9 protein-coding genes and 1 pseudogene are annotated in these 13160 nt (G+C 48.1%); 5 read left to right on the top strand and 5 right to left on the bottom strand.

What is annotated here, in order from left to right:
* Positions 1 to 73: 73 nt before the first annotated feature.
* From BQ9893_RS00135 to BQ9893_RS00155, 5 genes and pseudogenes are all read left to right on the top strand, one after another.
* Positions 74 to 685 (top strand): annotated as a pseudogene (locus tag BQ9893_RS00135) (transposase); the annotation flags it as partial.
* 436 nt (positions 686 to 1121) lie between these two features.
* Positions 1122 to 3467, top strand: a complete 2346-nt coding sequence (locus BQ9893_RS00140) for a transglycosylase domain-containing protein (protein WP_075964195.1) — start codon at positions 1122 to 1124, stop codon at positions 3465 to 3467.
* A gap of 168 nt (positions 3468 to 3635) precedes the next feature.
* Complete coding sequence (glpK, locus tag BQ9893_RS00145; RefSeq protein ID WP_075965330.1) at positions 3636 to 5138, top strand: glycerol kinase GlpK; 1503 nt, start codon at positions 3636 to 3638, stop codon at positions 5136 to 5138.
* 30 nt (positions 5139 to 5168) lie between these two features.
* Positions 5169 to 7343 carry a polysaccharide lyase 8 family protein gene (locus BQ9893_RS00150; RefSeq protein WP_075964196.1) on the top strand — a complete coding sequence of 725 codons (2175 nt, stop codon included), beginning with the start codon at positions 5169 to 5171 and terminating at the stop codon, positions 7341 to 7343.
* A 12-nt stretch (positions 7344 to 7355) separates the two neighbouring features.
* The gene (locus BQ9893_RS00155) at positions 7356 to 8696 is read left to right on the top strand and encodes a dihydroorotase (protein WP_075964197.1); all 1341 of its coding nucleotides are present in this window, start codon (positions 7356 to 7358) and stop codon (positions 8694 to 8696) included.
* A 61-nt stretch (positions 8697 to 8757) separates the two neighbouring features.
* On the opposite strand, the gene BQ9893_RS00160 is transcribed toward BQ9893_RS00155, so the two are convergent.
* The 5 genes from BQ9893_RS00160 to BQ9893_RS00180 form a co-directional block, all read right to left on the bottom strand.
* On the bottom strand, positions 8758 to 9300 hold the full coding sequence (locus BQ9893_RS00160; protein WP_075964198.1) for a 7-carboxy-7-deazaguanine synthase QueE: 543 nt from the start codon (positions 9298 to 9300) through the stop codon (positions 8758 to 8760).
* Positions 9287 to 9619 carry a 6-carboxytetrahydropterin synthase QueD gene (gene queD, locus BQ9893_RS00165; protein WP_075964199.1) on the bottom strand — a complete coding sequence of 111 codons (333 nt, stop codon included), beginning with the start codon at positions 9617 to 9619 and terminating at the stop codon, positions 9287 to 9289. Before queD ends, BQ9893_RS00160 begins: the two co-directional genes overlap by 14 nt.
* Before the next feature lie 493 nt (positions 9620 to 10112).
* Positions 10113 to 11681 carry an STN and carboxypeptidase regulatory-like domain-containing protein gene (locus tag BQ9893_RS00170; protein WP_075964200.1) on the bottom strand — a complete coding sequence of 523 codons (1569 nt, stop codon included), beginning with the start codon at positions 11679 to 11681 and terminating at the stop codon, positions 10113 to 10115.
* Positions 11682 to 11705: 24 nt separating this feature from the next.
* Complete coding sequence (locus tag BQ9893_RS00175; RefSeq protein ID WP_075964201.1) at positions 11706 to 12554, bottom strand: FecR family protein; 849 nt, start codon at positions 12552 to 12554, stop codon at positions 11706 to 11708.
* Positions 12551 to 13099 carry an RNA polymerase sigma-70 factor gene (locus BQ9893_RS00180; RefSeq protein WP_075964202.1) on the bottom strand — a complete coding sequence of 183 codons (549 nt, stop codon included), beginning with the start codon at positions 13097 to 13099 and terminating at the stop codon, positions 12551 to 12553. The genes BQ9893_RS00175 and BQ9893_RS00180 overlap by 4 nt, the downstream gene beginning before the upstream one ends.
* Positions 13100 to 13160: the final 61 nt, after the last annotated feature.

Below are 13160 nucleotides of genomic sequence, written 5' to 3' on the forward strand. Positions count from 1 at the left end.
AATTCAATCCTTAATGTAAATGATTTAGAACTTTAACTAAACCTGTTGGCGAAATTAAATTTATAAAAGAATTATGAATAAAAAGTTGTGCATATTATTGATATTTAGCAAATTAAAGGCGACTAAACTTTTAATAGCCAAATATCGTATACACAACCTATATGCAATATTCGCAAAAATTCTGAACATATGCAAGCAAGTAGCCGGCAATTTAGTCAATGAATCAGGGAATGTACCAAGAAAAGGAGTGGTTCCCTGATTCTCAGACCTTGAAATAGTGGCATTGAACATGACATCAGAGGCTGTTGGTATAAACAGTGAGTCATTGTTGTTTGCAAAGCTACAAGAATATAGGAATGAAATTCCCAATCTTATATCCCCCAGACAATACAATGACAGACGTAAAATTACTTCGTCCCTATGTAATGTAATCCGGGAAAGAATGGCAGCAGAAATGGATGGAGGCGAAGATTATTTCTGCATTGATTCGAAGCCGATAGAAGTATGTCGTTTAGCTCGTTCCAAGCGTTGCCGTATGGGAAAGAAGGATTTTGAGAAAGCTCCGTCAATTGGATACTGCGCATCACAAGGGGTGTATTATTACGGATATAAACTCCATGCGGTCTGTAGATTAAGTAGAGTCATACATTCCTTTGACATTACTAAGGCAAATATGCATGACATTTTGATATTTCACAAAAATCATCTTCTGTTATTATAAGTGTATGGCAAATTGTTTGTAATCAGAAGATTAAAATGATTTAATCAGGGGAAGGGTAGTTACAGGCTTGCCTACACTTTGTCGTGTTAAAAAATATTACCCTTAGGTGTAATTCCAAAAACATGGGGTACTAATCCGATTTTGAGGGGGTAGTAGTGACATTTTGATTATCTTTACAATCATCATGAAACATTTGCCGGAATAGAGCAGGATGGAACTACCCCAATTAATAAATAACATATTTGTTAAAGATAAAGCAGAAAAGGAAAAGCGTGAGTTCTATAATCGTATTTTTATGGTAAGTATGGATGGGGGTTTAACATAATTTGCTTGGTGCTGTGGTGAAGGTGTGTCCTATAAATTATTACCTTTGTGGCCAAAACAAGAAAGATAGAGAAAAGTGGCTTCAAAGATAACAAAAGGAATTATAATTTCGTTCTGGGTGCTGTTTGCCATGGCAGTAGGTGCTGTCGTTTTATTGTTTTCAGCAATAGCCAAAGGCTCGATAGGTTATATGCCTCCGGTCGAACAGCTTGAAAATCCGATTGATAAATATGCTTCACAGGTCGTGTCTGCCGATGGGAAGACGCTTGCGACTTATGCCCACAGTCAGGATAATCGTATTTTTGTCAACTATAACGACCTCTCGCCTGATTTGGTGAAAGCCTTGATCGCGACCGAGGATGTCCGTTTTGCAGAACATAGCGGTATCGATGCGCAAGGTTTGTTCCGTGCGGTCGTGAAACGTGGAATCCTGATGCAGAAAAGCGGCGGTGGCGGTAGTACCATTACGCAGCAGTTGGCCAAACAGCTTTTCTCGCCGAGTGCGGACAATGTGATGGAGCGTCTGTTCCAGAAGCCGATCGAATGGGTGATTGCCGTTCAGTTGGAACGTTTCTATACGAAGGAAGAGATCATTAATATGTATCTGAACAAGTTCGATTTCCTCTATAATGCTGTCGGCATTCAATCGGCAGCCCGTGTTTATTTCGGAAAAACGCCCAAGACATTGAAGATAGAGGAAGCCGCTACGTTGGTCGGGATGTGTAAGAATCCCTCTTATTTCAATCCTGTGCGGCATAACGACCGGACGCGCGGACGCCGGAATACGGTTCTGGATCAGATGTTGAAAGCCGGCTACATTACGCAGGCCGAATGCGATTCTCTGAAAAAATTGCCTCTTACCATACATTTCAGCCGCATGGACCATAAAGACGGCCTGGCGCCTTATTTCCGTGAGTATTTGCGCTTGACATTGACGGCGAAGAAACCCGAACGCAAGAATTATCGGGGATGGCAGATGCAGCAGTTTAAGGAAGATTCGCTTGCTTGGGAGACAAACCCGATGTATGGCTGGTGCAATAAGAACAAGAAACCGGACGGAGAGTTTTATAACTTGTATACCGACGGGCTGAAAATCTATACAACGATCGATTCCCGTATGCAGAAATATGCCGAAGATGCTGTCCGTGAACATATCGGGGGGTATTTGCAATCTGCTTTCTTCAAAGAAAAGAAAGGTAAGAGCTATGCTCCGTTCTCGCATGATTTGCGGCAAGGTGAAGTCGATACGATTTTCATGCGTGCGATGCATCAGACAGATCGTTATCGCGCGATGAAAAAGAGCGGGGCGAGTGAAAAAGAAATCAAGGCGGCCTTCAACGAGCCTGTCGAAATGCGTGTCTTCAGTTGGGACGGGGCGATCGATACGATCATGTCGCCGATGGATTCAATCCGTTACCACAAGAGTTTCCTGCGTACCGGATTTATGTCGATGGATCCGCGTACCGGCCATGTGAAGGCTTATGTGGGAGGAATAGATTATAATGACTTCCAGTATGATATGGTAAATGGCGGACGACGCCAGATCGGGTCTACTATCAAGCCGTTCCTTTATTCGTTGGCGATGATCGAGGGGATCAGCCCTTGCGATGAGATGTTGCATGTGCAGCAACGGTTGACCGATGAGAATGGCAAACTTTGGGAACCCCGTAATGCGAACAAGAAACTTATAGGCGAAATGGTTTCCGTGCAATGGGGGTTGCAGAATTCGGATAACTGGGTGACAGCCTGGTTGATGAGCCAGTTGTCCCCTTATACGTTTGTCCGTTTGCTCCATTCGTTTGGTTTGAAGAACGAGATGGATCCGGTGATTTCGATTTGTTTGGGTACTCCGGATGTGTCGGTAGGCGAAATGGTAAGTGCCTATACGACTTTTGCCAACAAAGGAATCCGTGTGGAACCGTTGTATGTGACCCGCATAGAAGATATGTCAGGAAATACGATTGCCAACTTCAATCCCCAGATGAGCGAGGTGCTGACGGAAGATGCTTCCTATAAGATGCTCCATATGCTGAAAAACGTGATAGACGGTGGTACAGGCGGACGCGTTCGTTCCCGTTATGGCATCAAAGCGCCGATGGGAGGAAAAACCGGTACGACACAGAATAACTCCGACGGTTGGTTTATGGGCTTTACGCCGAGCCTGGTGTCCGGTGTGTGGGTCGGCGGTGAGGATCGTTCCATCCATTTCGACCGGATGTCGGAAGGGCAGGGAGCCAGTATGGCTTTGCCGATCTATGGGCTTTATATGCAGAAGGTCTATGCCGATAAAACATTAGGCTATTCGCAAGAAGAAGATTTCGAAATCCCCGAACAATATCAAAATCCGTGTAAGATGACCACCGAAGAGGAGCGGAAGCAAACACCGGCAGACGTGGGTGGTATCGATAAGATGTTTGAGTAAAAGGCGATTTGCCATTGAAGGCAAGAAAGAAATGCATGGTTGTGGAATTGTCATTCCATGTCCATGCATTTCTTTTTTTATGCCGGTGCGTTTCTTTTTCATGGCGGTGGAACCATAATCGAAATTTATTTGTTAGATTTGTAAATGTTAACTTTCGAAATGAAGGATATGAATTTCAGAAATAAATACGTGTTGGCTATCGACCAGGGCACGACCTCTTCGAGAGCCATTCTTTTCAACCATCAAGGCAATATCATTACGCTGGCGCAGAAAACATTCCAGCAGTACTTTCCTAAACCCGGCTGGGTCGAACACGATCCGAACGAGATTTGGTACACACAGTCGTCAGCCATCAAGGAGGCTATGGCTAAGGCAGATGTGACGGATGCGCATATTGCCTGTATCGGTGTTGCCAACCAGCGCGAAACAACGATAATATGGGACCGGGAGACCGGTTTCCCTGTCTATAATGCCATCGTCTGGCAGGACAGACGTACGGCAGACTATTGCGAAGAATTGAAAGCAAAGGGATATGCCTCTCTAATCCAGGAGAAGACCGGATTGGTGATCGATGCTTATTTCTCCGCCACGAAGATACGCTGGATTCTGGATCATGTGAAAGGAGTCCGCGAGCGGGCCGAACGGGGGGAACTTTGTTTCGGTACGGTCGATTCCTGGCTGGTCTGGAAACTGACCCGCGGAACCGAATTTATTACGGATATCACGAATGCCTCCCGTACGATGCTGTTCAATATCCATACGCAGGAATGGGACAAGGAGCTACTCGACCTTTTCCAAATCCCGGCCTCCATGATGCCGGAAGTGAAAAGCAGCAGCGAGGTGTATTGCGAGACTTCCACCCCTGTCTTTAAGACCGGTATCCCGGTTTCGGGAATGGCGGGCGACCAGCAGGCCGCCCTGTTCGGCCAACTGTGTACGGATATCGGCATGATCAAGACGACATACGGGACAGGATGCTTTATGATCCTGAATACCGGAAGCAAGCCCGTTTTGTCTCAAAACAACCTGCTGACGACGATTGCCTGGAAGTTGGACGGGAAAGTGACGTACGCCCTGGAAGGAAGTGTTTTTGTCGGTGGGGCGGTCGTTCAATGGTTGCGCGACGAATTGGGGCTGATACAGAGCGCTGCTATCACGGAACAGTTAGCCAATTCCGTGCCGGATAACGGAGGTGTCTATTTTGTTCCGGCGCTGACCGGGTTGGGAGCGCCTTACTGGGACCAGTATGCCCGTGGCGCCATTGTCGGAATCACGCGCGGAACGAGTGCCGCCCATCTGACCCGTGCCGCCCTGGAAGGTATCTGTTACCAAGTCTACGATGTCCTGATGGCCATGGAAAACGATATACATGCCAAACCGAAAGAGATCCGTGTGGATGGCGGAGCGATTGCCAATAATTTCCTGATGCAATTCCAGGCAGATATCTGCCGTTGTCCGGTAGTCCGTCCGCATGTCCTCGAAACAACGGCTTTGGGCGCCGCTTATCTGGCCGGGCTGGCGATCGGCTACTGGAAAGATATGGACGAACTGAAAGGACAATGGTCTCTGGATAACATCTTTAGTGCAGAAATGCATGAAGAAACGGCCGAGGCCTTGCTTGCAGGATGGCATAAGGCGGTCGGGAGGAGTCTGAACTGGGCTACGGATTAATCGCATAAATAATCTATAATTTTATATACCATGAACTTACGAAACAAAGTCTCTGTCCTTCTGTTTTCTATTGTAACGGTTCCATTGTTTGCACAAACACCGCAGCAGGAATTGGAACGGCTTCAGCAAAACTATATCCAGTCCTTTATATCGAATGACGACCGGACGGCCTCATTGGTGGAACTCCTCTCCGGCATACAACCTGAGACGGAAATATCCGACCAGGTCGTTGTTGAACTTCACCAGCGTTATCCTTTCAACGTAGAAAAGATAACGGGATATATGGAAACGATCCGGGAAGACGGTTCCTGGCCCGATATTAACTATGACGACCAGAAACGATCGGGCTGGTCTGTCAAGGAACATGCCGACCGGGTGTTGGAACTTGCCAAGCTGTACAGGGCCGAAGAGGGCGATTGCCATTGGGGACCGAAACTCGAATCGGTCATTCACCGGGCGTTGGGCTATTGGTTTCGGGAGAAACCGGTCTGTAAGAACTGGTGGTATAACCAGATCGGCATACCTAAGACATTGGGACCGGCTTTCCTCCTGATGAAACAACAATTGAATCCGGAGGAAAAGGAGGCTGCCGTTGGAGTGATGGAAAATGCCAAGTTCGGCATGACGGGGCAGAATAAAGTATGGCTTGCCGGGAACGTGTTGATGCGCGGGTTGTTGCAGGACGACTTCGAATTGGTAAAGGCAGCCCGTGATACCATTGTCTCCGAGATAACGACCGGTATGCAGGAAGGGATCAAAAGCGACTGGAGCTTTCATCAGCACGGGCCACAGCAGCAATTCGGCAACTACGGATTGGCTTTCCTGACGGAGATGAGTTCCTATTCCGGCCTGTTTGCGGGAACCGTTTTTGCCTTGAACAAGGAACAGCAAGGGATTTTGAACTCTTTCCTTCTGAACGGCTACCGCTGGATTGTCTGGAAAGGATATATGGATGTCAATGCTCTGGACCGGCAATTGTTTCACAGCGCACAGATCCATAAGGCGTTCAGTCTGGCCTTTGCCACGAATGCCCTGATGCGTGGCAGTTCTGCCGAAGATATCCGGCAGATGAATGAGTTCCTGCAAGATAACTATGCGCCCGGAAGAAAAGGAAGCACTTTCACCGGACATAAACATTTCTGGGATTCCGACCAGACCGTTCATCGTTCCTCCACCTGGATGGCCTCGGTCAAGATGGCCTCCGACCGGGTGATCGGCACGGAACTGGTGAACGAAGACAACTTGAAAGGTTTTTATATGGGCGACGGCGCTCTTTACACGTACTGCCGTGGCGACGAATATCTGAATGTTTTCCCTTTCTGGGACTGGCGGAAAATTCCGGGTATTACCGCTTATGAGAGCGAGGCTCCCGTTCCTGCCTTTTTCAATTACGGGGCGCATGTGAGGAATAAGGCCGACTTTGTCGGAGGCGTGACGGATGGTGAGACCGGGATGACGGCGATGGTCTTGGACCGGGATGGTTTGCAAGCGCATAAGTCCTGGATTTTCACTCGCGATTATGTCCTTTGCTTAGGTGCCGGTATCTGTTCGGACAGCTCCTTGACGGTTACGACCTCCATCGACCAGCGGGTGAAACATGGCGATTTGCTCCGTTATGCAGGCAACAGTTGGGAACCGGTACGTGGAAAGTATGTCTCTTCTCCGGAGGAACAGCGTTTTTTCCATGATAACACAGGGTATATCCTGTTGCAGCCCGCCGTATGTGTGGCCGTTTCGGAAAAACGATCCGGGCGCTGGTGTGATTTTATGGGGTCGTATGCTCCTAAAACGGTGGAAGGCGAGATTGTCGGTCTCCATATCGATCATGGAAAAGCGGATGACGCCGGTTACCGGTATCTGGTACTTCCGGCTTCTACCGCTGAGAAGACGGCCGCTTTTGCGGTGCAGGATATCCGGGTGATCCGGAATGATAAATCCGTCCAGGCGGTTGCCGCCGGCGATTGTTTTTATGTGACGGCTTATGAGCCTCAGGTACTGGACCTGCAAAAAGGCTTGCAGGTCGATTTACAGACTCCGGGCATTTATATGTTCCGCCTGCATAACGGAAATTGGCTGATCGAGGCTGCCGATCCGACACACAAGCAACATGCCCTGTCGCTCAAAATGAACGGGAAGGATGTGAAGATTGTCTTTCCTTCTGGCCATGAACCGGGGAAAAATATTTCGTACCTTTGTCACGACTAAAATAAAAGAGATATGAATAGAACACTGATAAAAAACGCAACCGTCATCAACGAAGGCCGTACCTTTACCGGCTCGGTACTGATCGAGGGTGATAAGATTGCTGCCGTCTATGAAGGGACGATTCCGGCCGAAGCCGGTGATGCGGCCGTGATAGATGCTACCGGAAAATTCCTGCTTCCGGGTGCTATCGACGATCAGGTGCATTTCCGCGAACCCGGACTGACGCATAAGGGCGATATCGCCAGTGAAAGCCGTGCCGCCGTAGCCGGTGGAGTAACTACCTTCATGGATATGCCGAACACGAAGCCCCAGACGACGACTCTTGCCGACCTGGAATGGAAGCTGCAACGGGGAGCTGAGACGTCGGTCGCCAACTATTCCTTCTTCTTCGGCGGGACGAACGACAATATGGATGAAATCCGCAGGCTGGATCATAGCCGTGTGCCGGGGCTGAAACTCTTCCTCGGATCTTCCACCGGTAATATGCTGGTCGATAAAGAGGATAGCCTGGAACGTATTTTCGGCGAAGCCGGAATGCTTATCGCGATCCATGCCGAAAAGGAAGAAGTCATCAAACGGAACATTGCCTATTATACGGGCCTGTACGGTGAAGACCTGGATATTTCCTTTCATAGCAAAATACGTAGCGAAGAAGCCTGCTATGCCTCCTCGTCCGAAGCGGTCGAACTGGCTACACGCCTCGGTTCGCGTCTGCATATATTGCATCTTTCAACGGCAAAAGAACTCTCTTTGTTGAGCAACAAGCTTCCGCTCAGTGAGAAAAAGATCACGGGCGAAGTATGCGTGCATCATCTCTGGTTCCACGATGGCGATTATGGACTGTTTGGAAACCGTATCAAATGGAACCCGTCTATCAAAACACTGGCAGACCGTACGGCATTGCGCGAAGCCGTCAACAACAACACGATCGACATCGTGGCGACCGACCATGCTCCGCATCTCCTTTCCGAGAAGGAGGGAAGCTGCCTGAAAGCCGCTTCCGGAGGGCCGCTGATCCAACACTCGCTCATTGTCATGCTGGAGTTGGCGATGGAGGGCCGTTTCACTTACGAGAAGGTTGTGGAAAAGATGGCGCACATGCCGGCTGAACTTTTTCGCGTGGATCGTCGCGGTTACATCCGTCCCGGCTATTATGCCGACCTTGTTCTGGTTGATCCGAAAGAGACTTGGACGGTGGCAAAAGAAAACATACTGTATAAATGCGGCTGGTCTCCTTTCGAAGGCTACACATTCCATCATGCCGTTTGGAAAACATTCGTCAACGGGCAGTTAGCCTACGACAATGGCAGGGTGGATGATGAGGTCCGCGGGATGGAAGTCCAGTATAGTTGAAAGGTGAAAATTGAAAGTTGAAAGTTAACTTCGCATCCCCGTCACTTTCAACTTTCAATTTTCAACTGATATTAATCAGTTTGTGGGTTTGCAAGCTGAGGCGCCATTGGGGGTGGCGGAGGATATACTCTACCACCTCTTGGGTGTTTCGGCAGGAGCAGGGTTGGAGGAAATGCCAGGTCGCTTTCAATCCGGCATATTCCGTCAGGTCTTGTCCCGTATAAACCACTTTGACCTCGTCCATGTGTGCCAGTCTCAAAGGTGTTCCTTTCGGGGAACAGGTCACCCAGTCGATGCCTTCCGGCAACGGGTTTGTCCCGTTGGTTTCGATACAGATATATTTTCCCGCCCGGTGTAGCAGGTCGATAAAAGCCTGGTCGATCCAAAGCGAAGGCTCGCCTCCTGTCAGGATAACGACATTGGAAGGGAAAACTGAAATAGCCTGTAAAATCTCTTCATCAGACATCAAGGTTCCTTCTTCATGGCGAGTATCGCAAAAGCTGCATTTCAGGTTGCATCCGGAGAAACGGACGAAGACGGCAGGCGTGCCCGTATGGAAGCCTTCACCCTGAAGGCTGTAGAAAATCTCGTTAATCTTTCTCATAGATAGCTGTGTTTCCTTCTGATTCTTGAACTTCCACTTTGTAGCAGCAAGGGAGCTGGTCGCATATCCACCGGGCGATATTCTCGGCTGTCGGGTTAAAAGGTAGTACCTCGTTGAGGTTCCGGTGATCGAGCTGGTCTTTCACTATCCGCTTGATATGGCTGAAATCGATCACCATGCCATCTGCGTTTAATTCTTTGGAACGGCAATGCACAGTGACAATCCAGTTGTGGCCATGCAGATTTTCACATTTGCTCGGATAGGAAAGCGACAGACTGTGGGCTGCCGAAATCTCCATGCGTTTGATAACGGTATACATACGATAGAACTGTTTTAAAATGTTATGTCTGCACCTAATGTCACCTCGGTACGGGGTGCAAATTTACAGAAAAAATCGTGTCCCGAAGCGGAACTTAATAAGATGAAATATTAAAAATTTCTGTAGCGGTTTGTATGTATTTAAAATAAAGGACAAGAAGAGAACTGTTGTAAAAATGACCTTTTTTGTTGCAAAATAAAAATATTATGCATTAATTTGCTTCATAATCAAAGAAATGAAGAGGTTCTGAAATTTCTGTCCCAATATTCCGGCAGCAATCCGATACTGTTAAAAAATAGAAGAAGCTGCAAATAAGTTTCGATAATCTTAAAAATGTGTTTTATAATATCTTTTTTTATTTGTTCAGTAATTTAAAATACCGCATCTTTGCATGCAGATAACCTAAACAATCTTTTTGCCTTAAAGACTAATACCTATTAAAACCTATAAAGAGGACCTTTGCGAAAAGGTCCTCTTTATGATTTATAGGAGGTCATTCTTCTGTCTCTTCTATTTTTGACGATATTTTTCCGATCGCTTCGTTGAGTTTTTCTTCCGGTGGAATCACGTTGAAGTTGCCCCAGAACTTTTCATCGTAAGCAAATTGGGTCTCCGCAAAGATTGTCCGTGTCGGTAGTGCCTCGCTACGGGCAAAGCGGCTCACCTGGTTCGTGTCTATTTTGCAGGTAACCATCTCGAACCAGGTATGCAGCGGAAAAGTCCCGAACAGTTGTTTCCTTTTCTTTATCTTGAAAAAGAGGTCGCCCCGGACATGGTTGATGTAATACTGGCCGTTGTAGGGTTTGTACGTTACGGTATAGGTCACTTTCTGGGGAGTGATCTTCAGGTTACGGCTTTTTTTCTCTACCAGCATTCCGGTAGCCTGTTTGATATGTTTCGGGTTGATTTCGAAGTGGGCGCGGAGCAACGCGTTGTTTTCCGTGTCGATATACAGTTCTCCCCGGTAAAGAGCGGAATTGATATTCTCTTTTTGATCGAAATAGACCACGTGGGCCAACCGGTCGTCGATCACGGCGATGTCGGTAGAGGCATACATATAAGGTTCAGCTTTTTCATCCGTCAGAAGAAAGTCGGGCAATTCCTTTATCAGGTCCAGGTTAAGGCTGGCGTTGATTCCCGATTTCATCCGGGCGATGAGCGTGTCTTTTTCCTGTTGGCTGATGATCCGGCGCATTTTGAGCAGCTTGACCTGATCCGGTGCCGGATTGTGTTTGTAGGCGGATTTGTATACTTTGAACACTGCCTCCGTCAACCCGACGAATTTGTTTTTCCGTTCGATCCCTTCCCGGTAGAAAGTTGTCAGGTAAGCAGGCGATTGCGGATAGTTCTTCCTGATGCTCTCTTTCATGTCGTGAAGCAGGCGGAGCGGGTTGACGATACGTACGACGACTTCCTGGATCGGGATCATTTTGGCATCGAGCGCGATTACCGTGTGTTGCCCGGCGAGGAGGGAGGTCTCAATCTTGTGTGGCTCGTAGCCCAGGTGGGAGAAGTAGAGTGTGGACTGGCGGAGCGAATCGGGCAGTGTGAGCCGAAACTCCCCGTTTGCATTGGTGATGCTGCCGATCGAAGTATTGAGGACTCCTATGGTGCCCGCCTCGATCGGTTCATTCGTCTGTTTATCTTGCAGGATTCCTTTGACAATAAAATGGCTGTCAGTCTCTTTCGGAGGAATGGTGTCGGGGGTGGCTGTTTGGCTGACAGGTTGCGGTCCGGAGATCAGGATGTGATCGCCTATGACACGCAAGTTCAACTTTTTGTTTCCCACGATCAGATAGATTGCCTGCCGGATGGTGTAGTCGCCTTTCGGGACGTGTACCGTTTTTTCATTATCGATCAGTTTGCTGTCATAGATAAAGAGAAAGCCGGTTTGTTCCGATACTTTGTCAAGCAAGCGGTAGACGGTGTTTTTTTCTTTGGGAAAATGAATCATGCGAGCCAGAACATCATCGCCTTCCTCTGCGCGTAACAGGCCTGCCGGAAACAAAAGCATCCAAAGGCACAGAAAAAGAAAGCGAAAAATCCGAACCATTATCTTCATCCTGTTACAAATAATATTTAATTGTCAATTGAATAAAAGGATCGTGTTGTCCTGCCGTGTTGTCTTCAAGCCGAGGGCGAGGCAGATCAGTTCGGCCATTGCTTCGGGCGTATCGTTGGAGAAGGTGACGGTGAGCGTCCGGTTCCATAGTTCCGGTGTCGTTTCCAACCGGAGTTCCGGATTTTGCAGATTGATCACCCGCAGGATATCGCCTAACTTTTCATCCTTGAATCTGATTCGTTCGGTATAGCGGTCGAACAGCGCCGGATCGGGCGTCGTGCTCAATTGCAGTCTCCGGGAGAGGAGGGTAACGGTTTCCCCGGCTTTGACGTGTATGTCTTGGCCGCTCTTTTTCAATGTCACTTTCACTTTCCCCCGTTGTACGGACAGTTCGAAAGGGGAGCTACCGTTGCTTTTCACGTTGAAAGCAGTTCCTAACACTTCGATACGCGTATCTTCGGTTTCGATCACAAACGGCCGTTTGCGGTTGCCGGTTACGTCGAACAAGGCATTTCCCTGCAGGCTTACTTCCCGCCGGTCGGAAGAGAAATGTTCGGGAAACTTCAATGACGTGTTTCCTGCCAGATAGACCACAGAACCATCCTCGAGAGTGGTTACCAATGTCGTTGCCGTCTCGCTGTTCTGACGGGTGAGCAGATTCGGGTCCGTATCCCGCCCGGTGTTGTTCAGATAGGCCACAGACACAAGCAGGCAGAGAAGGGCGACGGCAGCAGCGGCCACACCCCCTTTCCATGCAAGGTTTCTGAACGGCGAAACAGGTTTGCCCGGAAGCAGGCCTTCTTTATCCAGACGTTGATACAGCGTGTTCCACGCCCGGTCGGTTTTTCTTTTATTTCTTTCTGTTTCAATCATGATTTCATATATTTTTCTAATTCGTCTCGTAATGTCCGGAGTGCTTTTGTCATTTCAGCTTCGACGGTCTTGACCGACAGGGAAAGGCAGGAAGCGATCTCCGCATATTTTTTCCCTTCGAAGCGATGCATCCGGAATATGCGGAGGCGGCGTTCGGGGAGCTTATCGAGTGTCCGGTTAATCAGGGCTTCCAATTCTTTGTATTCGATCAGCTCTTGCGGGTCGTCTCGTGTGCCGTCTTTGTCCGGACGGGAGAGGACGGCTTCCTTGTAGCGGTTTCGTACATCCTGATGTTCCCAATACTGGAGTGATTGGTTGCGCACGGCTCCATACAAATAGCTTTTTATCGTGTGGAACATTTGTAACCGTTCCCTTTCTTTCCAAAACACATAGAATAATTCCTGTACGATCTCTTCCGCGATATCCATTCTCCCGGTTATACCGGCTGCATACATACAAAGAGGCATATAGTACAGACGGAAAACTTCTTCAAAAGCCTTGACGTCTCCATTTTTGATCTTTGTAAGTGTAAGCAGGTCTTTCATGTTTAATAATTATTCAATGAGATAATGAGCCAATGTGCCAATTAGGAAATGTCGCTAATTT

This window comes from Parabacteroides massiliensis, assembly GCF_900155425.1.
GTDB lineage: Bacteria > Bacteroidota > Bacteroidia > Bacteroidales > Tannerellaceae > Parabacteroides > Parabacteroides massiliensis.

What these genes read in the sequence shown, in the direction of transcription:
- glpK (WP_075965330.1), top strand. Translation starts at nt 3,636, where the DNA reads ATGAATTTCAGAAATAAATACGTGTTGGCTATCGACCAGGGCACGACC.
- BQ9893_RS00150 (WP_075964196.1), top strand. Translation starts at nt 5,169, where the DNA reads ATGAACTTACGAAACAAAGTCTCTGTCCTTCTGTTTTCTATTGTAACG.
- BQ9893_RS00155 (WP_075964197.1), top strand. Translation starts at nt 7,356, where the DNA reads ATGAATAGAACACTGATAAAAAACGCAACCGTCATCAACGAAGGCCGT.
- BQ9893_RS00160 (WP_075964198.1), bottom strand. Translation starts at nt 9,300, where the DNA reads ATGAGAAAGATTAACGAGATTTTCTACAGCCTTCAGGGTGAAGGCTTC.
- queD (WP_075964199.1), bottom strand. Translation starts at nt 9,619, where the DNA reads ATGTATACCGTTATCAAACGCATGGAGATTTCGGCAGCCCACAGTCTG.
- BQ9893_RS00170 (WP_075964200.1), bottom strand. Translation starts at nt 11,681, where the DNA reads ATGAAGATAATGGTTCGGATTTTTCGCTTTCTTTTTCTGTGCCTTTGG.
- BQ9893_RS00175 (WP_075964201.1), bottom strand. Translation starts at nt 12,554, where the DNA reads ATGATTGAAACAGAAAGAAATAAAAGAAAAACCGACCGGGCGTGGAAC.
- BQ9893_RS00180 (WP_075964202.1), bottom strand. Translation starts at nt 13,099, where the DNA reads ATGAAAGACCTGCTTACACTTACAAAGATCAAAAATGGAGACGTCAAG.